Source organism: Myxococcus sp. AS-1-15, from assembly GCF_020037055.1.
Taxonomy (GTDB): domain Bacteria; phylum Myxococcota; class Myxococcia; order Myxococcales; family Myxococcaceae; genus Myxococcus; species Myxococcus fulvus.
Genome location: NZ_JAIQDF010000003.1, coordinates 57,100 through 78,655, shown reverse-complemented (window position 1 = coordinate 78,655; position 21,556 = coordinate 57,100). Strand labels below are relative to the sequence as shown.

Annotated in this window: 15 protein-coding genes; 7 read left to right on the top strand and 8 right to left on the bottom strand. The window is 71.3% G+C overall.

The features are described 5' to 3' along the window. Positions 1-72 precede the first annotated feature (72 nt). The 3 genes from K8625_RS09845 to K8625_RS09835 all read left to right on the top strand — a co-directional run bounded on the left by K8625_RS09845 (position 73) and on the right by K8625_RS09835 (position 3,340). On the top strand, positions 73-1,398 hold the full coding sequence (locus tag K8625_RS09845) for a hypothetical protein (RefSeq protein ID WP_223782541.1): 1,326 nt from the start codon (positions 73-75) through the stop codon (positions 1,396-1,398). Between the two features lie 110 nt (positions 1,399-1,508). Then, the gene (locus tag K8625_RS09840) at positions 1,509-2,021 is read left to right on the top strand and encodes a hypothetical protein (RefSeq protein WP_223782540.1); all 513 of its coding nucleotides are present in this window, start codon (positions 1,509-1,511) and stop codon (positions 2,019-2,021) included. Between the two features lie 14 nt (positions 2,022-2,035). Next, on the top strand, positions 2,036-3,340 hold the full coding sequence (locus K8625_RS09835) for a hypothetical protein (RefSeq protein ID WP_223782539.1): 1,305 nt from the start codon (positions 2,036-2,038) through the stop codon (positions 3,338-3,340). A gap of 37 nt (positions 3,341-3,377) precedes the next feature. Here K8625_RS09835 and K8625_RS09830 read toward each other — a convergent pair whose 3' ends face one another. The 3 genes from K8625_RS09830 to K8625_RS09820 all read right to left on the bottom strand — a co-directional run bounded on the left by K8625_RS09830 (position 3,378) and on the right by K8625_RS09820 (position 6,525). Then, a complete protein-coding gene (locus K8625_RS09830; RefSeq protein ID WP_223747148.1) occupies positions 3,378-3,917 on the bottom strand; it encodes a dihydrofolate reductase family protein in 540 nt (179 codons plus the stop codon). 383 nt (positions 3,918-4,300) lie between these two features. After that, a complete protein-coding gene (locus tag K8625_RS09825) occupies positions 4,301-6,118 on the bottom strand; it encodes a hypothetical protein (RefSeq protein WP_223782538.1) in 1,818 nt (605 codons plus the stop codon). A gap of 23 nt (positions 6,119-6,141) precedes the next feature. Beyond that, entirely contained in the window at positions 6,142-6,525 is a 384-nt protein-coding gene (locus K8625_RS09820) for a hypothetical protein (protein ID WP_223747150.1), read from the bottom strand. A gap of 169 nt (positions 6,526-6,694) precedes the next feature. Here K8625_RS09820 and K8625_RS09815 point away from each other — a divergent pair, with 169 nt between their 5' ends. Next, the gene (locus K8625_RS09815) at positions 6,695-8,101 is read left to right on the top strand and encodes an FAD-binding oxidoreductase (RefSeq protein ID WP_223782537.1); all 1,407 of its coding nucleotides are present in this window, start codon (positions 6,695-6,697) and stop codon (positions 8,099-8,101) included. 18 nt (positions 8,102-8,119) lie between these two features. Here the strand turns inward: K8625_RS09815 and serA are convergent, their stop codons facing one another. The 3 genes from serA to K8625_RS09800 all read right to left on the bottom strand — a co-directional run bounded on the left by serA (position 8,120) and on the right by K8625_RS09800 (position 11,700). After that, positions 8,120-9,373 carry a phosphoglycerate dehydrogenase gene (serA, locus tag K8625_RS09810; protein ID WP_223782536.1) on the bottom strand — a complete coding sequence of 418 codons (1,254 nt, stop codon included), beginning with the start codon at positions 9,371-9,373 and terminating at the stop codon, positions 8,120-8,122. Between the two features lie 191 nt (positions 9,374-9,564). Continuing rightward, on the bottom strand, positions 9,565-11,226 hold the full coding sequence (locus K8625_RS09805; protein WP_223782535.1) for a serine protease: 1,662 nt from the start codon (positions 11,224-11,226) through the stop codon (positions 9,565-9,567). A 96-nt stretch (positions 11,227-11,322) separates the two neighbouring features. Next, positions 11,323-11,700 carry an STAS/SEC14 domain-containing protein gene (locus tag K8625_RS09800; protein WP_046716184.1) on the bottom strand — a complete coding sequence of 126 codons (378 nt, stop codon included), beginning with the start codon at positions 11,698-11,700 and terminating at the stop codon, positions 11,323-11,325. Between the two features lie 217 nt (positions 11,701-11,917). Here K8625_RS09800 and K8625_RS09795 point away from each other — a divergent pair, with 217 nt between their 5' ends. Together K8625_RS09795 and K8625_RS09790 are read left to right on the top strand one after the other, a co-directional pair. Then, on the top strand, positions 11,918-12,271 hold the full coding sequence (locus K8625_RS09795) for a hypothetical protein (protein ID WP_141326168.1): 354 nt from the start codon (positions 11,918-11,920) through the stop codon (positions 12,269-12,271). Positions 12,272-12,296: 25 nt separating this feature from the next. Continuing rightward, positions 12,297-13,292, top strand: coding sequence for a serine/threonine-protein kinase (locus K8625_RS09790; RefSeq protein ID WP_223782534.1), 996 nt, complete (start codon positions 12,297-12,299; stop codon positions 13,290-13,292). Here the strand turns inward: K8625_RS09790 and K8625_RS09785 are convergent. Continuing rightward, positions 13,261-15,222, bottom strand: a complete 1,962-nt coding sequence (locus tag K8625_RS09785) for an alpha/beta fold hydrolase (RefSeq protein WP_223782533.1) — start codon at positions 15,220-15,222, stop codon at positions 13,261-13,263. The genes K8625_RS09790 and K8625_RS09785 overlap by 32 nt on opposite strands. 176 nt (positions 15,223-15,398) lie before the next feature. Between K8625_RS09785 and K8625_RS09780 the strand changes: the two genes are divergently transcribed. After that, positions 15,399-16,427 (top strand): class I SAM-dependent methyltransferase, encoded by a 1,029-nt coding sequence (locus K8625_RS09780; protein ID WP_223782532.1) that lies wholly within the window; start codon positions 15,399-15,401, stop codon positions 16,425-16,427. A 5-nt stretch (positions 16,428-16,432) separates the two neighbouring features. On the opposite strand, the gene K8625_RS09775 is transcribed toward K8625_RS09780, so the two are convergent. After that, complete coding sequence (locus tag K8625_RS09775; RefSeq protein WP_223782531.1) at positions 16,433-21,382, bottom strand: ATP-binding protein; 4,950 nt, start codon at positions 21,380-21,382, stop codon at positions 16,433-16,435. Positions 21,383-21,556 lie beyond the last annotated feature (174 nt).

Sequence of the window (21,556 nt, the reverse complement as noted above, 5' to 3'; positions counted from 1 at the left end):
CGAAGCGCTGCGCGGCCCCTGACCTGGGCGCTGCTCCCGTCTCCCTGCCTCGCCGGCTATGCTGTGCGCGCAATGTCCGAACGCACCCGAACCGGCGCCGCCCTGTCGGAGTCACGGGCGTCGGAGGGGGACCTGCGCCGCCGCCTGGAAGGGCGGGTGGAGCTCATCGAGTCAGCCCTCCGACGCTACCGCCTGCTCGCCGAGCAGCTCGAGTCCCGTCGCTGGCGACGCCAGGTGTGCGCCGCGCCGAGCCTGCTTCGTGAGGTCAGGGAGCTGGAGGGCTCGCTGACCGAGGCCCTGGAGCGCACGGAGCGCCGATGCGAGCTGGAGGGCTGGCCCGCCGACGCCCGGATTCCCACGTCGGCGCGGCGCATGCGCGACCTCCAGGCGCGAGTCTCCACCCTGGTCGACCGGCGGCTGGATGAGCTGCTCCGCCGCCCCGAGTCGCTGCCGCTGCGGGATGCCCTCGTGAAGCTCGAGGAGGTTTGTCTCCAGGATGTCTCGCTCGTGCGGACACCGGGGGAGCCCTTCTCGCTGCGCATCGGCTCGGCGGGAGGAGGGATGCAGTACGTGCTCGCAGCGCAGTTCGTCCTGGGCTTGTTCCTGGGCACGGTGCTGTTCGATGGACTGGGCAATTCGTTCAATTGGGGGATGGCGCTCGTGGTCACCGCGGTCGCGCTGTGGCTGCTGCTGCTCCTCACCGCGAGCCTGTTGCGACGTCGTACACCCGGCGTCCTCTGGCTGACGCCGGAGCGGCTGGTGTGGCTGGCGCCGGGAGGCGATCCGCCGGTGGTCGTGCGGTTGGACTCACTGGGGGACGGCGCCGTCGAACCAGAGGGGCCTTGGGGCACGTTGGCGGTGCGCGGTGACCGGTATCTCCACCTGCCTCGCTTCGGGCGCGAGAAGGTGGAGCGGCTGCGCGTGTTTCTCGAGTTGTTCCGCGTGCCCCAGGTCCGTGCCAACGCCTCGCGCGCCGAGCGGCCCGTGACGCTCGTGAGCTATCCCGCGCAGCTTCGTCGCAACAACCTCTGGACGCCGGGGCAGCTCGTGCTGTCGCACCGGGGCGTCTACTTCATTCCGGGCCTGGACTCGGACCCAGGTGCGGCCTTGTTGAAGGCCGCGACGGGGCGGAGGCTCGACTCACGCGTCGAGCTGACGTGGGTGCTGGAGGCGCTTCGCTGGCAGCCCGAGTCGGAGCTGGATGCGTTGCTGGCGCGGGCCATCGCGCAGACCCAGGGCGCCGCCTGGGCCTCCGTGGACGTGCGCGTGTCTCCCGACGTGGAGGAGGAGCAGGACGTCCACTTGTCGCGAGGGAAGGAAGTCCTCGTGGGCAAGCCGGCCTCGGACGACCGAGGCACGGTCCTCCAACTGCTCCACGGCTGGGGTGTCGGAGGGTAACGGTCGCTCCCAACCCGAGCGCCTGTCTGTCTATCCTGTGAGCGCGATGTCCGAACGCGTCCGAGCCGCCAGCGTCGGAAGAGGACCTGCGTCTCCGCCTGGAAGGCCGGGTGGAGTTCATCGAGGAGGCCCTCTATCGCTACACGCCGCTCGTGGATGCGCTCGCATCACGCCACTGGCTGCGCCACCTGCGCGAGAAGCCGGACCTGTTGCGCAAGGTCCGCGAGCTGGAGGGTTTGTTGCCCGAGGTGATGGAGCACCTGGAGCGCCGGGGCAAGGCGGAGGGCTGGCCCCGGGGCTCACGGATTCCGCGCAGGTTGCGTCGGCTGCGTGTGGTCCGGGAGCGGGCGCTGGACGGGCGCGTGGAGCTGGCCTGGGTGCTGGAGGGGCTTCGCTGGCAGCCCGAGTCGGAGTTGGAGGCCGTGCTGTCACGCGCGGTCGCGGCGACCGGTGGCACGGCCTGGTCTTCCGAGGACGTGCGGGTGGCTCCAGGCCTCGAAGGCGCACGGGAGGTCCACCTGGTGCGTGGCGAAGAGGCGCTCGTGGGCACGCCCGGCGCGAAGGAGCGGAGCGCCGTCCTCGCGCGCCTCCACGCCTGGGCATCCCGCGCGCCGACCCGGTAACCTTGCCCGAAGCCATGTCCCGACAAGACCTCGCCAAGCGGGCGCCTCGCGAAGGCCCCACCTCCGAGGACGTGCGCCTCCAACTGGAGGGCCGCGCCGAGGTGCTGGAGTCCGCGCACGCGCACATCGCCGCGCTGGAGTCCGCGCTGCGCAGCCGCGCCTGGAAGCGCAAGCTGCGCGCGAAGCCCACGCTCGTCGAGGAGTGGCTGGAGCAGCAACCCCGCGTCGCGGAGGCCCTGGAGCACGCGAAGCGCCGCGCCGAGCGCGAGGCCTGGCCCGAGTCGCTTCCCCTGATGCGCGTGCTGCGCGAGCTGGACGCGCGCTCGAGGCGGCTGGCACCGCTGGTGCGTCGGCGGCTGTCCCGCCACGCGTTCGTGTCCGGCCCCATCGCGCTGGCAACGGAGCTGCGCCGGCTGGACACGCTGGCGAAGCAGCAGGTGTCCCAGAACCTCCAGGAGGGCGAGGTGCTGCTCTTCCAGACGCAGCGCTCCGGCTCCGTGCCTGTCCGTCAGACACCGCTGCGCTGGTCCTCACTGGCGCTGGCGCTGCTGGGCGTGTCCGCGCTCATCTTCTTCCTGCCGGTGGATGGGCGCCCGGTGGGAGGCTGGTTGTTGATGGCGCTCCTCGTCGTCCCGATGGTCATGATGCTGCTGCGCTCCGGCTGGCTCACGATGACGAACGAGCGGCTCATGTGGACGCCGGTGTTCGGCGAGGCCGTGTCGGTGCCCCTGTCCTCCATCGCGCCGGGCGGAATCCAGGTGGGCAGGTTGTTCTCCTTGAGGGTGGATGGGACGCCGGGCGTCACGGTGCCCTACCTGATGGAGGCCAATCTGGTCGCCACGCTGCTCGAGCTGCACACGCAGGCTCCGCTGCGAGGGCTGGCGCGCTCCGGAGTGCGGCTGGAGAACGCGGTCCTCTATCCGGCGACGCTGCGAGAGGATGGGCAGGGGCGCTCGGGCTGGGCGATGCTGCGGCCGAGCGGCGTGTCCTTCATCCCCAATGGCCAGGGCCCCCAGGCGCTCGCCACGGTGCTGGGGCGGCCGAGCGCCATCCAGGCCGAGGTGAACTGGGTGTTGGACTCACTGCGCTGGCTGCCCGACTCGGAGCTCGACGGGGTGCTGGCGCGCGTGGTGGAGGCCACCGGGGGCGTGAGCTGGTCGGCCTGGGAGACCTCTCGACGCGGCGATGTGCCGCTGTGGAAGCGACTGACGCTCTCCCACGGACATCGGGTGCTCAGCGGACAGGTGGAGTGGTCCTCGCTGGGCGCGACGGAGAAGGTGCTGGGCTTCTGGCCGGAGGGCGGAGGCCACCCGAAGTGAGCAGGCCCACCTCGGGTGCCTCCCGTGGGTCACTCGCTCAGCGCTGGACGTCGTACCGCAGCAGCACCACGCCGTTCTGGTAGACCTTGGTCGAGCGCAGCGCCAGCTCGAGGTGCCTGTCCAGCCTGGACACCAGCGGGATGCCCGAGCCGAGCAGCCGCGGGTTGAGCTTGACGAGCACCTCGTCCACCAGGCCCGCGGCGAAGAGCTGCGTGGCCAGGGCGCCACCGCCGGACAGGTAGATGCCCTTGCCCTCCTTCGCCTTCAGCGCGCGCACCGCGCCGACGACGTCGTCCGAGATGAGCTTCACCCGGGGATTCGGCGCCTCCTTCATGCTGCGCGAGACGACGAACGTCTCCAGGTACGGGTAGGGGTCGGTGACCTTGAACTTCAGGCCGACGTCATACGTCCGGCGGCCCATCAGCACCGTGTCGTAGTCGTGCCGCAGCGTGGCCATGTACTCGGTGGCGTGGTCGCCTTCGAAGACGAAGCAGTCGAAGGAGTCGTCCTCGCGGGCGATGTAGCCGTCGAGGGTGGTGGCGACGTGGTACGTGAGCTTGCGCGTCTGGGATTGCATACGGAGACCTCGGGAGTGGCTGTGTCCCGCCGCGCGCACGGGTGGCGCTCCGCGCCGGAAGGCCGCGGTGGGACAGGGAAGGGACGCGTCACGGGCCGTGAGGGCTCGTGGCGCACGCTCTGGATGCCTGGGGAACAACTCCGCTGTCCGCGTGGACTCACGCCGAGCACGTTCGACGCCCGCACGGACTCAAGACAGAGCCGAGGGCGAGGTGCGCTTCGAGGAGCGGAGGTGTCAGTTGGAGGAGGTCATGGACAGCGCGGTTGCCCGCGCCGTCAAACACAATGGACCCGCCCTCGCATGAATGCAAGGGCTTGATTGTCGCTGTGTCCCGCTCCGGCACCGGACGAGCGTTCGTCCGATGTCACACGATGGAATGTTCTTCAGAAGTCGAGGATGAAGGTCTCGAGCGCCTCGTGCTCGGGGTCCGTCATCGTCGACGGGTCATGGTCGTTCGGGTCGTCGCCGAAGATGGACATGCCCGGAGGCACGGTGGTGCCGATGCACAGGATGCGTCGGGGCTCGGTGCCCACGCCGTCGCCGTCGTTGTCCGGGTACAGCACGGCCCAGCGGATGAGCGCCGCGTTCGTGTCATCGCAGTCATTGCCCGTGGCCTGGAGGAAGTAGGGCGCGGGGAGCGTGGCGGCGGCGCAGCGCGTGCCGGACTCGGGCGTGGTGAAGCCGTCCCCGTCGCGGTCCACGTGCCGATACGAATGGCTCATCCAGCGACTTGAGTCGTCGTCCGCGCAGTCGCTCCCCAGCAGCGACCTGTTCGCGGGCGTCTGCCCGTTCGTGCACTGGTCCTCCGCGACGCCCGCGCCCACGCCGTCCCCATCCAGGTCCGGCCACGTGCGCAGCGTCTTGTGCACCGACGCGTTCATGTCGTCGCAGTCCGGGCCCACGGAGAGGTTGAGATAGCCGGCGGGCAGCGCCTCGCCCGCGCAGAGCTGGCCCGGGGCGGCCACGGTGTACCTGTCACCATCCACGTCCCGATAGGCATAGGACAGCCATTGCCACCGCGCGGCGTCGTCGTCCGCGCAGTCCTCGCCCGTCGTCGCGTAGCCCGAGGGCCGTGTGGTGCCCGCGCACACGGGGACCCTGGGGCCCACGCCCACGCCGTCTCCATCCGCGTCCCGGTAGAGGTCCCAGCGCACGCGCACCGTGGCATCCCGGTCATCGCAGTCCTCCCCTCGCGCGGTGGTGAGGTGGCCCGGCGGAAGCTCCGTGCCGGCGCAGACGTTGCCGGGCGACCACACCGTGTCTCCGTCGCCATCCGCGTCGCGGTAGGAGTAGTCGAGCAGCCGCCAGCGGGTGGCGTCCTCCGGCGCGCAGTCTCCACCAAAATAGACGTAGCCCGCGGGCGGCGTGTCGCCGATGCACAGGGCCAGCATGTCGCCGTCGCCAGCCCCGTCCCCGTCCTTGTCCGTGTAGACGCCGCGTACCTGGAACCGCGTCGCATCCGCTTCGTCGCAGTCCTTCGACAGCCAGTGGTCGACGTACCCCGGTGGCAGGGGCGCGCCCTGGGGCAGGCAGAGGCTGCCGGGCGACTCCCGGCCATACCCGTCCAGGTCCTCATCCCGGTACAGGTAGACGCGAGTCTGGCTGCGCGTCGGGTCCGTGGGGTCGCAATCGCCTGAGTGGGCCGCGTAGCCCGCGGGGAGGGGGTCCTGGGCGCAGATGGAGAAGGTTTCGATGCCATCTCCCACGCCATCCCCGTCCGCGTCGGGGTAGACCCAGGTGGACGCCTGGTAGCGCCTGTCCTCGTCATCGCAGTCCAGCGGTCCCGGCTGCTCGCGGTAGGGAAGCACGTGCTCTCCCACGCAGGCCCTCACGAGGTTGGGACCCGTGGCCCCGTCCCCGTCGCGGTCCGGATACAGCCCTGGGACTTCCCGCCAGGTGCCAGGGTCCGTCGGGTTGCAGTCTCCCTCCACGGCGGACCAGCCCGGGGGCAGGTCGTGGGCGCCACACACCTTCTCCCGGAGGCCATGCCCCCGGCCGTCCCCATCGGTGTCCGCGTACCCCCAAAGCTCGCGCCAGCGCTGGCCGTCCGTCGGAGCGCAGTCCTGCGCGTCCAGGACGCCATCGCCGTCCGAGTCCGGTCGTGTCTCCTCGCCGCCCTTCTCGAGCCCGCTGCCACAGCCGACCTGGAGTGTCGTCAGGGCCAGCGCGAGCGGCAGCCAACTGCCTCGCATCGTGCGCATGGATGTGCCCCTCATCCTTGCCGTCAGGGCGCGGGCTGCGCCGTACGACGCGTGAGGCGACAGGACGGCTGTCCGCCAATCCATCGCTGGACCTTCAGCTCAAGCAGGTAGCGCCCCGGACGCGTCATGGCCAACAGCGCCATCCGGTCGCACCGCGAGCCATGCTGGCTGGCGTCGTAGTACGCGGGGTTCGAGTAGAACTCGAACTCGAAGGTCCGCGGGGCGCTCTCGCCCTGGAGTACGCCCCGTATCTCGATGACGTTGGCCTCCGTGATGGCGTAGCTGTCCACCGTCTCGAAGACGTAGGGCACGTCCACCTGGGGCGTCTCGCTCCAGGCCAGCGTCGAGGGCAGCAGCGCGGCCGCGGTCGACAGCACGAGGTTTCGGAGGACTCGACTCGGGGACATGTGGGGCAACCTGGGACGGGGGTGGGCAGGGCACACGAGGCCCCGCCGCATATACACCTCGAGGGGATTTTCCTGGCCTTTCCCCGGGATTTCCCGCCGGTCATCCAGGCGACCGGAGGCCCACGGCGCGCCTTGTCATACGCGGGCGCCTGCAATACGCCTGAGGGCCATGTCCGACGCCGCGCTCCCCGCCGACTTCCTCGCCGCCCTCGCCGAGGGCTTCCCCCAGGACTTTCTCACCCGGGAGCCCGAGGAGCTGAAGGAGTACGGCCGCGACTGGACGCGCGTGTACACCCCTGCCCCCAGCGCGGTGGCGCTGCCCCGCACCACGGACGAGGTCGCCCGGCTGCTCGCCCTCTGCCACCGGCACGGCGTGGCGGTGGTGCCCTCCGGCGGGCGCACGGGCCTGGCCGGCGGCGCGGTGGCGGCCAAGGGAGAGCTGGTGCTGTCCCTGCGGCGCATGGCGCACATGGGGCCGGTGGACCTGCTCGGCAACACGGTGCGCGTGCAGGCGGGCGCGGTGACGGAGGCGGTGCACCGCCACTGCGCCGAGCACGGCCTGACGTGGCCGGTGGACTTCGCCTCCAAGGGCTCCAGCACCGTGGGCGGCAACATCGCCACCAACGCGGGCGGGGTGAAGGTCATCCGCTACGGCCTCACCCGCAACTGGGTGCTGGGCCTGCAGGTCGTCACGGCGGAGGGCCGCGTGCTGGAGCTCAACGGCGCGCTGGAGAAGAACAACACCGGCCTGGACTTGCGCCAGCTCTTCATCGGCAGCGAGGGCACGCTGGGCGTCATCACCGAGGCCACGCTCAAGCTGACGCAGGTCCCCGGCAAGCAGGATGTCTTCCTCTTCGCCGTGCCGGACGTGGCCGCGGTGCTGCGGCTGTTCCGCGACGCACGCGAGCAGACGGCCTTCGTCATCTCCGCCTACGAGTTCTTCACGGACCGCTGCCTTTCCCGCGTGCAGCGCCACCGCAAGCTGCGCTCACCGTTCGAGGCCGACAGCGGCTGCTACGTGCTGCTGGAGGCCGAGTCGCGTGACGCCTCCGCGGTGGAGGCCTGGCTGGGCTCGCTGTTCGAGCGGGGGCTGGTGACGGACGGCACCCAGGCGCAGGGCGCCGCGCAGGCCCAGGAGCTGTGGGCGCTGCGCGAGGGCATCAGCGAGAGCCTGTCCGCCACGGGTCTGCCCCACAAGAACGACATCTCGCTGCCCGTGGCCGGCCTGGAGGCCTTCTGCGCGGAGCTGGAGGCCGTGTTCCAGGCGCGCTACCCGGGGTGGGAGATCTGCCTCTTCGGCCACATCGGCGACGGCAACCTGCACGTCAACGTGATGAAGCCGGACGCCATGGACAAGGCGGAGTTCCTCGCCCACACGAAGCAGGCGGACCCCACCATGTTCGAGCTGGTGAGGAAGCACGCGGGCAGCATCTCCGCGGAGCACGGCATCGGCCTGTTGAAGAAGGACTACCTGGGCTACTCGCGCTCGGAGGAGGAGCTGGTGCTCTTGCGCGCGCTCAAGCGGACCCTGGACCCCCGGGGACTGCTCAACCCGGGGAAGGTGCTGGACGCCTGAGCGCGGCGCGGCGCGCGGTCAGGAGACGATGCGCGTCTTGATGTCGGTGGTGAGGCCCGCGATGGCGTCACACACCGGGCGCGACACGTCCTGGTCCAGGTCCATCACCAGGTAGCCGATGTTGGCGTCGGTGCTGAGGACCTGGGCGTGGATGTTGGCGTTCAGGTCGGAGACGATGCGGTTGATGTCGCGCAGCACGCCCGGGATGTTGCGGTGCACGTTGAGGATGCGGTGCGTGCCGGGGATGAGCGGCGCCTCCACCATGGGGAAGTTCACCGCACCCGTCGTCGCGCCCGTGCGGAAGAACTTGGAGAGGCTGACGGCCACCTCCTTGCCGATGGACGCCTGCGCCTCCTCGGTGGAGCCGCCGATGTGCGGCGTGAGCACCACGTTGGGCAGGTTCTGCAGCTCCGTCACGAAGCCGTCCGAGTTGCCCTCCGGCTCCTCCGGGTACACGTCCACCGCCGCGCCGCCCAGATGCTTGGACTTGAGCGCCGCCGCCAGCGCGGCGATGTCCACCACCGTGCCCCGGCTGGCGTTGATGAGGCTCGCGCCCCGCTTCATCTTCGCGAACTGCTCGGCGCCCATCATCATGTGCGTGGACGTCAGCGCCGGCACGTGCAGCGTCACGAAGTCCGACTCGGCGAGCAGCTCGTCCAGCGTCGCCACCGAGCGCGAGTTGCCCAACGGCAGCTTCGTCATCACGTCGAAGTACACCACCCGCATGCCCAGGGACTCGGCGAGCACGCCCAGCTGCGAGCCGATGTGGCCGTAGCCGACGATGCCCAGCGTCTTGCCGCGCACCTCGTGGCTGCCGGTGGCCACCTTGCGCCACTGGCCGGTGTGCACCTCGCGGCTGCGGTCGAAGAGCTGGCGGGTGAGGACGATGATTTCCGCGATGACCATCTCCGCCACGCTGCGCGTGTTGCTGAAGGGCGCGTTGAAGACGGGGATGCCGTGCGTGTTGGCGGCCGTCAGGTCCACCTGGTTGGTGCCGATGCAGAAGGCACCGATGGCGAGCAGCTCCTCCGCATGCACCAGTGCCTCGGAGGGCACCGTGGTCTTGCTCCGGATGCCCAGCAGGTGCACGCCCTTGAGCCGCTCGGCCAGCTCCAGCGGCTTGAGCGCGGAGCTGACGCGCTCCACCTGGAAGCCCTCGGCGGCCAGCAGCTCCTCCGCGGACGGGTGGATGTTCTCCAGCAGCAGGGCGCGGAACGGACCCTCGTTGAGAATCGGGCGCGTCGGGGACGGCGGGAACCGGGCAGTGCTCATGTCGCCGTGCGTTATTCCCGGGCCCCCGGTGTGTCAAGCGCGGCTTGAGCAGGCGGGAGAGGCCGGTGTCTCGGGCAGGCAGGCCGCTGGCCCGGCGTGCGTGGAGGAAGTGGCCCCGAAGACAGAAGCGGGCGGCCCGTCTTCCACGGACCGCCCGCCTCGGTGAGTCAGGTGACTTGCATCAGCGGGGACTACCGGAGCGTCCAGGCCACCGTGCCGGAGCAGGTGGTGGCGCCGTAGCAGCCGGCGCGAATCTGGTACGTCCCGCCCGCGCCCGCGGGCACGGTGTAGGTGGCGTGGGACAGCGAGCCGCAGGCGTCGTCGTTGCTCGTCACCTGCTGGCCCGCGCTGTTGTACAGGCGCAGGAAGGTGTCGCCGGTGCCGGAGGCGCCCGTCATCGAGCAGGTGCCGAAGGACAGCGACTGGCCGGCGGTGAGGGTGACGTCCTGGTTCGTGGTCCCCGTGCGCGCGCTGTTGGTGGCGGTGGCGGAGAAGTCGAACGTGCCGCTGGTGGGCGCGGGGGTGGAGCCGCCACCCTCGAGCTTCCAGGCCACGGTGCCCGAGCAGGTGGTGGTGTCGTAGCAGCCCGCGCGGACCTCGTAGGTGCCCGCCGCCGTCGCGGTGAAGCTCAGCTGGGAGCCCCGGCCGTTGCACGCGTCGTCGTTCTCCGCGACCTGCAGGCCGCTCGGGCCGAACAGGCGCAGGTACGAGTCACCGACGACGGCCGCGTCCGGCACGCCGCAGGTGCCCACGGTGATTTTCTGCCCCGCCGTCAGCGCCACCGTCTTGTGGGTGGTGTTGACCGTGGCGCTGTAGGTGTTCTGGGCGGAGAAGGTGAAGGTGGAGCCGCCCGTCGGAGGCTGCGTGGTGCCGCACAGGCGCTGGCTGGTGGCCACCTTGCAGAACGCGGTGATGGCGGGCTGGACGTAGGTGATCTCCTCGCCCCCGCAGCCCGTCTCCGGGCAGTTGTTGACGACGTAGCAGCTCCCGCTGCGCACGTAGTCCTCGTCGCCGCGGACCAGGATGCCGGCCAGCGTGTGGTTGGCGGTCTCGTAGACGCCCGAGCCGGAGTTGCCCGCGAAGGTGTCCGTGGTGGCGACGAAGTAGTCCAGGGTGCTGGCGCGCGCGGTGCGCACCTTGCCGCCCGAATCAATCTTGAAGGGGATGCCGCTGCCCGAGCCGATGACGGCCACGCCCTCGCCCGCCGTCAGCGCGGTGTTGCCCGAGCGCACGGGCGCGGGGGTGAAGCGCGGCGCGGCGGAGCGGTCCAGCCGGATGATGGCGTAGTCGAGGTTCGTGCTGCCGCTGCCGGAGTCCAGCCGCCGCGTGACGATGGCCTTGCAGGAGAAGATGTCCGCCGTCGTCACCTTCTGCAGGGTGTCGGCGCCCGTGTTGTAGTAGTTGAAGACGAAGCGCGTGTCGGCGCAGTCGGCTGCGTTCTCCACGCAGTGGCCCGCCGTCAGCACCAGGTCATCGTCGATGAGCGTGCCCGAGCACCACGCGGCCGCCGGGTCGTTCCAGAAGCGCTGGTTGTTGCACAGGTTCTCGTACTCGCCCAGCGTGTAGGCGTAGAAGCCGACGTCGTCCGGGTTGGACGTGTCGAGCATGTCCGGGGACATCAGCGCCACGGTGGACTGCTCGGCGCGCTGGCGCAGCGTGGCGTTGGCGTGCGCGTACACGTCGAAGCGGTCATCCGTGCCGTACACCACGGGGCTCTCGCCGGAGCCCGTCTCCTCCGGCACCTCCGGCTCACCCGTGGGGGACTCGGGGCCCGGCTGACAGGCGGTGACGGCGACAGAACACAGGAGCGCGCCCAAGAGCTGCCGGGCGGCGCCATTCCGGATGTGGTGCATGAAGAGACGACTCCTGAAGTGGAACGGGCCCGCCCGCAAGGCCGGGCGGGGCTCACACTCTACCGGAGACGCCGGGGCCGCGCAGGGCGGGGTGCTTCAGTCCGCCTCGGGGTTGCGCAGCCACTCCAGGGCTTCCGGCTTCGTCTCGAACGTGCGGGTGGGGATGGTGAGCATGGCCCGCTTCGTCATCCGCCACGCCTGCAGGCCGGAGGGGGCGTCACTGACGACCCGCGCCGAGCGCTTCATCCCGTGCAACTGCGCGTACGCGTTGAGCGCCGCCATGGAGGCCACCACGTCGGTGGGCATCACCCGCAGCTGGGACTGGTCCACCAGCGCGGACCACTCCCCCGCGAAGCCGACAATCGCCTTCTTCACCTCCGTGAGGTACTCGGTGAGGTCCGCCGAGGTGACCTGCGGGGGATAGACGACCTCGAGGATTCGGTCCTGCGCGTGAACGGTGATCTGGAATGGCATGGGCGGTGACGGCTCCGAAGGCGTGCCATCCTAGCCTCAGCCGGTGACACTCCGATACCCGACGCTTCACCTGCCCCCGAAGACGGGTGGCAAAGGCCACCCTGTCCAGAAGCGCCGGGAATGTCAGACCCCCCGGCTAGTGACGTCCCTGCCGCCGAACCGGTACTGGCCTGCGTCGTAGGGCGTGGCCGGCGGTTCGAGCCGGCAAGGGGGTTACATGAACAGGAAGCTGTATGTCCTGGGCGCGGTGCTGGGCACCGTGCCGGGGCTGCTGCCGGGAGCCTGTCCGCCGGGGGATTTGCCCGCCGGAGAGGCACGACGGGAAGCCCAGGCGCCGGTGTCGGCGCATGGCAAGGGCAGGACGGAGCGCCGGGCCGTGGTGGCTCCGCCCGAGGCTCCCAAGGCCGTCCGGAGCGAGGACGCACGGGCGATAGGCGCGCGGGAGACGGAAGCACCCCGTCACCCGTGCGAGCTGATGACGGTGGTGAAGGTCCCCTGCGATGAGCGCCTGGAGACCTGTGAGTACACGTATTGGGAGTGCCCGGCGGCGGTGAACCCGCTCCGGGCCTGACGCAAGTCGAAGAGCGAGGCCCCTCATGATGCGCACCGACCGACAGGCAAGCCCCAGCACCCCCACGGCCTGGGGCGCGGACCCGCTCGTCGGGCAGGTGTTGCAGGGCCGTTTCCAGGTGGTGGCGCCGCTGGAGGGTCCGGGCACGCAGCGGGTGTACCGGGCCCTCCAGCTCCCGCTGGAGCGCACCGTGGCGCTGCGCGTGCTGGGCGCGCCCTTCGAGGACCTGGAGGCCCCGCGCCGCTTCTTCCAGGAGGCCCGCGCCGCGGCCAGGCTCGCCCATCCCCACACCGTCACCGTGCTGGACGCGGGGCGGCTGGAGGACGGGACGCTGTTCGTGGCCACGGAGTGGCTGGAGGGGCGCACGCTGCAGGAGGTGCTCGCCTCGGGGCCGCTGCCGTGGGCGCGGGCGGTGGCGTGGGCCCGGGCGCTGGGGCGCTCCCTGCGTCAGGCGCACCAGCGGGGCGTGGTGCACGGGGACGTGTCCCCGGGCAACGTCGTGCTGGTGGAGGAGGCGGGGGCGCACGTGAAGCTGCGCGGCTTCGGGCGCACGCGGCCCGTGATGTCGGAGTCGGCCCGGCTGTCGGTGCGGGAGCTGACCGAGGGCGACGCGGGGCTCGGCGCGCCCGCGTACATGGCGCCGGAGCGGGCGCGGCACGTGGCGGACGCGCGCGGGGACATCTACTCGCTGGGCGGGGTGCTCTTCCACATGCTGATGGGGCGGGTGCCGTTCGAGTCGGATGACCTGCTCGAACTCGTCTTCGCCCACCACAAGGAAATGCCTCCGCGCTTCTCGGAGCTGCGGCCCGACCTGGCCGTGCCGGAAGCGGTGGAGGCGGTGGTGCGGCGGTGTCTGGAGAAGCGCCCCGAGCAGCGCTTCGCGTCCATGGAGGCCCTGCTGGAGGCGCTCGGGGACGCAGCGTCGCGCGAGGTGGAGCCCGAGCAGGCGCCGGTGCGCGCGGCTTCGGACGCGCACCGGACGCGGGGGCCTAGTTGGTGGGGCCGCTGGCGGGCTTCTTGAGGTACTGGTCGAGGAACGCGCGGGTGCGGGAGTAGGCCTCCTCCTCGTTCTTCTTCTTGGTGAAGCCGTGGCCCTCGTCGGGGAAGAGGACGTACTCGACGGGGACCTTGCTCTTGCGCACCGCCTGGACGATTTCGTCCGACTCCGCCTGCAGCACGCGCGGGTCATTGGCGCCCTGGATGACGAGCAGCGGCTGGCGAATCTTCTCCGCGTGGAACAGGGGGGAGATTTCGCGCAGCATCGCCTCCTGCGTCTGGGGGTTGCCCACCTCCTGGTAGAGCGCCTGGCGCCGTGACTCCCAGTGGGCGGGCATGCTCTTGAGGGTGCGCAGCCAGTTGGACACGCCGAAGATGTCCACGCCCACGTTGAAGACGCCCGGGTGGTACGTCAGCGCGGCCAGCGTCATGTAGCCGCCGTAGCTGCCGCCGATGATGCCCACGCGCTCGCCGTCCACGTATGGCAGGCTGGCCAGGTACTTCTTCGCCTCCACGCAGTCGAGCAGCGGCTCCTTGCCGTGCTTCTGGTCATCCGCCGTGTAGAAGGTCTTGCCGTAGCCGGAGCTGCCCCGGTTGTTGATGGCCAGCACCACGTAGCCGTGGTTGACCAGGTACTGAATCATCGGGCTGTAGCCCTTGCGGGACTGGCCACCGGGGCCGCCGTGCACCCAGATGAGCGCGGGCGCCCGCGTCTGGGCGGTGGCCTGGTGCGGCTTGAAGAGGATGTTGGGAATCACCATCCCGTCGAACGACTTGAAGCGCACCACCTCCGCGTCGACCAGGTCCTTGGCGTCGATTTCGGTGGTGAGGTTGTCTGTCAGGCGCGTGGCCTTCTTCGTCGTGAGGTCGAAGACGTAGAGGTTGTTGGGCGAGCGGTCCCCGCGGTGGTGGAAGGCCAGGCGCTTCTCACCGCGGCCGATGGACACGCTGGTGATGTCACCCTCGGGCAGCCGGGGCAGCTCCAGCTGCTTGCCCGTCTTCGTGTCCTGCACGCGGATGACGGTGCTGGCGTCCGCGTTGATGCCGGTGACGCGCAGCGCACCGTTGCGGGAGAAGTACGTGTACATCACGTCCCAGTCCGTCTTCTCCACCTCCTCCATCTTCCCGGTGGCGAGCACGTAGCGCACCACGCGGGTGAACTCGGAGCCCTCGTCGGTGATGAGGTAGAGCGCGGTGGAGGTGGTGTCGAACTCGGCGGGGCTCCAGGTGGCGGTGCCCTGGTGCTGGCTGATGTGCTTGCGCTCCTTCGTGGCGAGGTTCAGCAGGTACACGTCGCTGTCGGCCGTGGTGTTGGTCTTCTCCAGGGCGAGCCACTGCTCGTCCGCGGACACGGCGCCCACGTCCAGGCCGTCCTCGTTCTGGTACAGCCGCGTGCGCTCGAACGTCTTCGCGTCGTAGCGGTACAGGTCCATGAAGCGCTCGTCGCGCTCGTTGGTGAGGACGTAGAAGCCCGCCTCGTCCTGGCTCCAGCCGAAGAAGACGGCGCGGTGCTTGTCGCCCGGGGTGAGGTCCTTCTCCTTCCCGTCGGGCGTGCGCACGTAGAGGTGATGCTGCTCGTTGCCGCCCTGGTCGCGCGTGAAGAGGATGCGGTCGTCCTTCGGGAAGTAGCTCACCGCGAAGGTGCTGTCCGTGGTGGAGCGGGTGAGCTGGGTGGGCTTGCCGCCCTTCACCGGCGCGGAGAAGACGTTGTAGATGCCCGTCTGGTTCGACGAGTACAGCACCCGCTGCTCGTCGGAGGAGAAGGACGCGCCCCGAATCAGGGTCGTCTTCATGAACTGCTCGATGGTGTAGTGCTTCGAGGGGCGCGTGGACGCGCGCTCGACCTTGGCCTTGCCGGACGCGGCGGCCTTGGGCGCGGCGGGATTGGCCAGCGCGAGGGAGGGGACGAGGGTCGCGAGGGCCATGGCCCGCGACACGGTGAACCAGGACGGCATGGTGGACTCCAGTGGGGGTGTGGAACCCGGAAGCGGCGTCGCCGCCCGGTGTCCCGCCTTGTACACGAACGACGTCGGGCGGGATTGCATGCGCTCGCGAGCCCGCTTCAAGGAGCGAGCGGGCGAGGGTTTTTCGCGGGAAGAGGAGCCGGGGCCCTCCGGGGTTGTGTTGGACGATGCAAGACCCCCAGAGGCCCCTGGTCCGACGCGCGCTCGAGCCTGTCCGTCACCGCGAGCGCAACCAACTCGTCCTGCCCGTCCCGGAGCGTCCAGCCGAGGAGGCTCTCGCGGAGGCTCGCGTGTGGCTCGACGGCATCCACGCGCGGATGCTGGAGGCCGACGATGACGTGCTGCACCAGGACATGCACTCGCTGCACCTGGGGCTGCTCACGCTGCGGCGCCGCTGGAGCCCGGAGGACTGGAAGGTCTTCTGTCAGGACACCGCGCGCAAGCACCCGCTGCGCTCGTTCCTGCACCAGTGTCCCTTCACCCGCCGCGCCTTCGAGCGGCCCCGGGGGTACGCGGGCGACGCGGCGCTCATCGACTACCTCTACCTGGACCACGCCGCGGACGAGCTCCACGCGGGCCGGGAAATCTATCGGTACATGCACCAGCAGCCCAGCGCGGTGAGCGTGCGCGAGCGGCGGGACCTGCTCGCGCGCGAGCTGGACGCCACGGCCGAGCGGGTGCCGGGCGAGGCGCGCATCCTCTCCGTGGCGTGTGGCCACCTGCGCGAGGCGGAGGCCTCGGCGGCGGTGCGGGAGCGGCGCGTGCGGGAGCTCATCGCGTTCGACCAGGATGCGCTGAGCCTGGCGGAGATCTCCCACCACCAGCCGCTCGACGTGGTGAAGCCTCACTGCGGCTCGGTGCGCGCGCTGCTCGCGGGCAAGGAGTCCTTCGCGGACCTGGACTTCATCTACTCCGCGGGCCTGTACGACTACCTGTCCGACTCCGTCGCCACGCGGCTGACGGGGCTGCTCTTCAACATGCTGCGCGCGCGGGGGCGGCTGTTGGTGGCCAACTTCGCGCGCTTCCCGCCGGAGACCGGCTACATGGAGGCCTTCATGGACTGGTGGCTCCTGTACCGCGAGGAGGATGAGCTGCGCGGCTTCCTCGGCGAGGTGCCGCTGGAGCGGCTCGACTCCGTGCGGCTGTTCCGGGACGGCCAGGACAACGTCATCTACCTGGAGCTCGTGCGCCGCTGACGAACTCAGTGCACCGGAGGGCCCGGGGACTCCTGCGGTGAGGAGGCAGGCCCGGCGCGGGGCAGGGTGACGGTGAAGGTGGAGCCCTCACCCGGCGTGCTCTCCACGGCGATGGCGCCGCCCAGGGCCTGGACGATTTCGCGGACAATCCACAGGCCCAGCCCGAAGCCGCCGTAGTGTCGCACCGACACCGCGCGCTCGAAGCGGCCGAAGATGCGCGCGCGGTCCTCGTCGGCGATGCCGATGCCGGAGTCGCGCACCCGCAGCAGCGCCTGTCCGCCCTTCTCCTCGCCCAGGGTGATTTCAATCGGCTTGCCGGCGCCGTACTTCATCGCGTTGGAGAGGAGGTTGCCCACCACCTGCTCCAGTCGCATCGCGTCCCAGGAGCCGGTGAGCCGGGGGACTCGCGAGTCGAGCCGCACCGGGCACTCCGCGCGCACGAGCGCCTCGCGGCTGCGCTCCAGCTGCCCCTGGACGAGCGCCACCAGGTCCACCTCCGAGAGCTTGATGTGCAGCTGCCCCTGGGCGAGCCGGGAGATGTCCAGCAGGTCGCTCACCAGCCGCCCCAACCGCTGCGTCTGGGCGGAGGCGGACTCCAGCTTGGTGGAGAGCTTGCGGGGGGACAGCCCCGCGTCGCCGCTGGCGCGGACCTGGGCCTGGAGCCCCTGGATGTGGAGCTGCAGCGAGGTGAGCGGCGTCTTCAGCTCGTGGGCGGCGATGGAGAGGAAATCGTCGCGGCGGCGCACCGCCTCCTGCTCGGCCTCGAAGTTCTCCGCGTTCTCCAGGGCGGTGCCCGCGAGCACGGTGACGAACTCCGCCAGGTGCTCCTCCACCTCGCCGAACAGCGCGCCCACCTGACGGTGCGTGGCCAGGACGCAGGCCACCGTCTTGCCCCGGACCTGGAGCGGCGCGCACAAGAGTGAGCGCACCCCGGCGAGCTCCATGCTCTCGCTCGCCCCGCCCGGAAGGCCCTGGCCCATCACGGTGATGCGGCCCGTCTCCATCGCGCGGGCGATGGCGGTGCGGCTGGGGCCCTCGGTGTCCTCGTCCTCGGTGAGCACGCGCGGGTCCACGATGGCGCAGTGCTCGGCGCGCAGCAGCTCCAGCATGGACTGGCGCACGGCCTCGAACACCGCCTCGCGCGACAGGGCCGAAGCAAGCCGCCTCCCCGCCTCCAGCACGCGCGGGAAGCGGTCCACCAGCGAGAGCGCGCGGGTGCCACCCGGCTCCGCGACCTCGGGCGAGAGGCCCTCCTCCATCTCCGCCAGCTCGCGCGTGGCCACGGACAGGTCCGCCTCCGCGTCGGGCCAGCCGAGGGCGCGCCCCAGCTCTCCTCGCGCCTTCAGGCTCCGGGCGTGCTCGTGGCGCATCTTCAGGTCGCGCGCGGCCTGGAGGGACTGCTCGAGCCATTGACGGGCCCGGCGCTCCTGGCCCCGCAGCGCGGCGACCAGGGCCCGCTCCCGCAGGGCGTGAGGCAGGTTGTTGCGGTAGGTGCGCGCCAGGGCATGCGCGGCCTTCGCCGTCTTCTCGGCGCGCTCCAGCAGGGCGCGGCGCCTTCCGGCGGCCAGGGGTGAGGTGGCCTCCGCGAGCTGGCGCAGCGCGGTGGCGAGCAGCGGGGTGATGGGGGCCACGTACTCCTGACGCAGGTGGGCCTCGTCGACGAGCCGCGCGGCGCGCTCCAGCACCGCCACCGCGCCCGCCGCGTCGCCCTGGCGCATCCGGTGGAGGGCGTCCGCCTGGAGCACGCCCGCGAAGCTCTGCGGGTCCGGCTGGTCCGGGTTGGTCAGCTCTCCTTCCAGCAGCGCGCCCGGCAGCCTCCCGTCCGACGCCTTCGCCCAGGCCTCCAGGCCCAGCCGCACCGAGTAGCGGTCCCCCAGCGCGAGCGCGGCCGCGTGCAGCCGCTGGCTCGTCTCCAGCGACTCGCGCAGCCGGCCCAGGCGGTAGAGGGCCATGGCCACCTGGAACGTGGCGTTGTTCACCTCCCACGGGTCTCCGGTGCGCTCGAGCAGCCGGATGGCCTGGGTGCACTTCTCGATGCAGTCCTCGAAGCGCGAGGACGCGTAGCAGGCGAGCCCGTAGAAGTGCAGCGTCTGGCCCTGGCCCCAGATGTCGTTCTGCTCCTGGCGCAGGGTCAGCGACTTCTCCGCGTACGCGTAGGCCCGCTCGAACCAGGGCAGGGTGGTCAGCGCGGGCGAGTGCTCCGAGTACGCCTGCGCCAGCTCGGGCGTGGGCGGATAGCGCTCCGCGAGGTTCAGGTCCCTCAGGTGCGCCCACAGCACCGCCGCGCGGCCACGCCGGTACCAGTAGCCATACGCGAGCCGGCTGTAGAGCCGCACGGCCTGGAGGTCCTCGGTGCCGCCCTCGATGGGACGCCGCGCGAGGAACCAGCGCGGCGCCACCGTGTGCGCGGCCTGCGCGAGGATCTCCCACGCCGCGCTCGCGCCGGTGAGCACGCCCCGGGGCGGCACCCAGCGTCCCATCAGCTTCAGGCCCTGCTCCAGCGCGACCGTGGCCTCGCCGAAGTCGCCGCGCTTGAAGGCGAGCTCACCCAGCTGGCCGAGGATGCGCGCCTGCTCCTGCTTCTCCCGCGCCAGTGACTGCGCGCGCTCCAGTTGCTGACGGGACTCCTCGTAGCGGCCGCGCAGCATGAGGACGTTGCCCAGGCCCGCCGCCACGCGGAAGCGGGTGCCCGCGTCCGCGCCCGCCGCGCCGCGCTCGGCGATGCGGTAGTTGAGCTCCGCGGACTCCAGCGCGAACCGCCCGCGCGCCAGCTCCGCCGCGACGAGCGCGTGGGGCAGCGCCTGCGTGTACTCACCCGCCGCGTCGAAGTGGTAGGCCAGCTCGAACGAGTCCTTCGTCGGCTGGGCCGCCGCCGAGCGCGCCGCCTGCCGGTGCAGCTCCCGCCGTCGCTGCGGCGTCAGCATGTCCAGCAGCACCTCGCGCAGCTTGTCGTGCACGAAGGTGTAGCGCGTGCCCTCCTCCCACAGCATGTGTCGGCGACGCGGCTCCTCCAGCGCGGCGCTCAGGTCCTCGCGGGACACGCCCGACAGCGCCTCCAGGCGCGACAGCTCGAAGGACTTGCCCAGCACCGCGCCCACCGACAAGAGGCGCCGCGAGGCCAGGGGCAACAGACGCAGACGCCGCACCAGGAACCCCGCGGCCTGTCGGGACGAGCGCGCGTGCGCCATCGCCGCCGGCTCCACGCTCCAGCCGGAGGGCCCCGGCACCAGCACGCCGTCCTCCACCAGCCCGTGCAGCACCGCGCTCGCCATGAAGGGGTTGCCCTCGGACAGCCGCGTCACCAGCTCCGTGGCCTCGCGGGGCAGCGTGCCCGCCATGGACTCCGTCAGGCGCGTCACCTCCGCCGCGCCCAGCGCGGACAAGCGCAGGTGCACCGTGGGCGCCAGCTTGCGCAGCACGTGCGTGGGGCCGATGTCCTCGCCACGGAAGGCGACGATGACGAGCACCCGTCCCTGTCCTTGTCGCCTCGCCTGGGACCAACCCTCCAGGGCCCGCAGGGTCAGCTCATCCGCCCACTGACAGTCGTCGAGCACCACCACGGCGGGCTCGTCCCGCGTGCCCAGCGCGCCGAGCAGCGCGGTGAGTGCCTGGATGCCGCGGCTCTCACCCAGGGACTCGGGCCCCAGCGCCCGCGCGGAGGCGTGCGGCGCGGGACACAGGAGCGGCTCCAGCTGCGGCAGCACCGTGCACAGCCCCGCCTCCTGTCCGGCGAGCCGCCCCCGCAGCGCCTCGGCCAGCGCGGGCCGCGCCGCGAGCGCCTGGGTGATGGCCGAGGCCACGCCGGTGAACAGCTGGAAGGGCCGCCGCGCCGCCTGGTCCTGCGCCTGTCCTTGCAGCACCCACGCGTGGTGTCTTGGAGCGCGGGCGGAGAGCTCCTCGAGCAGCCGGCTCTTGCCGCCGCCGGACTCGGCCTCCACCACCACCAGTCGCCCCGGGTCCGTCAGCGTGCGCTCGAGCTCGCGCTCCAGCGTGGCGACCTCCTCGTGGCGGCCGACGAAGGAGGGCTCGGTGAGGCTGCGCCGGGCGTCCCTCGCGCCGATGATGAGCTCCGGCTCCGCGTGGCCCTGGGAGAGCGCGTCCTCCAGCTCCAGCAGGTCCGCCAGCGCGGAGGCGGCCGACTGGTAGCGGTCCGAGGGGTCCGTCTGCAGCAGGCGCGAGACCAGCTCCTCCAAGGCGCGCGGCGCGTCCACGCCCACCGCGCGCAGCCGGGGCCGCGCGGACAGGTGCTGCCGGAGGACCTCGCCCACCGAGTCGCCCGTGAAGACGGGGACCCCGGCCAGCGACTCGAAGAGGACGACGCCCGTGGAGTACAGGTCCGACGTGGCCTCCACGGGGCGGTGCAGCAGGCCCGCCTGCTCCGGGGAGAGGTAGCGCGCGGTGCCCACCGGCAGGTCGCGCAGGGACGCATCCAGGCGCTCGCTGCGGGCGAGCCCGAAATCAATCAGGGTGGCGCGCGACAGCGGCTCGCCGGACACGATGAGGTTGGCGGGCTTCACGTCGCGGTGCAGCACGCCGTGGTGATGGGCCTCGGCCAGCGCGGACAACAGGCCCCGGCCCAGCGCGAGCGCCTCGGGGACGCTCAGCACGCCGCGCTCCAGGCGCGCCTCCAGGGACTCTCCCGTCAGCCAGGGGGTGACCAGGTACAGCCAGTCCTCCGAGGTGCCGATGTGGCGCACGGAGACGATGAAGGGGCTGTCGAGCCGCGCGAGCGTGGCGGCCTCGTGCTCCATGCGGTGACGCGCGGCGGGGACGAGCGCCGTGGTGGAGGTCACCTTGATGGCCACGCGCTCCCCGGTGCGCACGTCCACACCGGCCCACGTGGAGATTCCCCGACCGACCTTCAGACGCTGGACGAGCTCGAACCGGTGGCCCAGTCGGCGGCCCGGCCGCGGCTCTCCTGGAACGGCGCTGGCGGATTGGATGCCTTCAGCCATTCAGTGCCCTCGCGCTCCACCCCGCGACGCAAAGGCGCCGTGGTTGGCCGCGCGTCCCGTCCTTCCCGGCAACGTTGGGTGTCGGACGGGCGCCGCCAAGGGAGTGGCCGGAGCACGCTTCCCGTGCGCCGACTCAGCCTTCAACAGCCGCACGCGCTCCGCTTCCCTCCTGCT

Excerpts from the sequence above, each read along its gene's own strand:
- K8625_RS09780 (WP_223782532.1), top strand. The coding sequence starts at position 15,399 with ATGCAAGACCCCCAGAGGCCCCTGGTCCGACGCGCGCTCGAGCCTGTC.
- K8625_RS09845 (WP_223782541.1), top strand. The coding sequence starts at position 73 with ATGTCCGAACGCACCCGAACCGGCGCCGCCCTGTCGGAGTCACGGGCG.
- K8625_RS09775 (WP_223782531.1), bottom strand. The coding sequence starts at position 21,382 with ATGGCTGAAGGCATCCAATCCGCCAGCGCCGTTCCAGGAGAGCCGCGG.
- K8625_RS09815 (WP_223782537.1), top strand. The coding sequence starts at position 6,695 with ATGTCCGACGCCGCGCTCCCCGCCGACTTCCTCGCCGCCCTCGCCGAG.
- K8625_RS09825 (WP_223782538.1), bottom strand. The coding sequence starts at position 6,118 with ATGCGCACGATGCGAGGCAGTTGGCTGCCGCTCGCGCTGGCCCTGACG.
- K8625_RS09800 (WP_046716184.1), bottom strand. The coding sequence starts at position 11,700 with ATGCCATTCCAGATCACCGTTCACGCGCAGGACCGAATCCTCGAGGTC.
- K8625_RS09790 (WP_223782534.1), top strand. The coding sequence starts at position 12,297 with ATGATGCGCACCGACCGACAGGCAAGCCCCAGCACCCCCACGGCCTGG.
- K8625_RS09830 (WP_223747148.1), bottom strand. The coding sequence starts at position 3,917 with ATGCAATCCCAGACGCGCAAGCTCACGTACCACGTCGCCACCACCCTC.
- K8625_RS09795 (WP_141326168.1), top strand. The coding sequence starts at position 11,918 with ATGAACAGGAAGCTGTATGTCCTGGGCGCGGTGCTGGGCACCGTGCCG.
- serA (WP_223782536.1), bottom strand. The coding sequence starts at position 9,373 with ATGAGCACTGCCCGGTTCCCGCCGTCCCCGACGCGCCCGATTCTCAAC.
- K8625_RS09835 (WP_223782539.1), top strand. The coding sequence starts at position 2,036 with ATGTCCCGACAAGACCTCGCCAAGCGGGCGCCTCGCGAAGGCCCCACC.
- K8625_RS09805 (WP_223782535.1), bottom strand. The coding sequence starts at position 11,226 with ATGCACCACATCCGGAATGGCGCCGCCCGGCAGCTCTTGGGCGCGCTC.
- K8625_RS09820 (WP_223747150.1), bottom strand. The coding sequence starts at position 6,525 with ATGTCCCCGAGTCGAGTCCTCCGAAACCTCGTGCTGTCGACCGCGGCC.
- K8625_RS09785 (WP_223782533.1), bottom strand. The coding sequence starts at position 15,222 with ATGCCGTCCTGGTTCACCGTGTCGCGGGCCATGGCCCTCGCGACCCTC.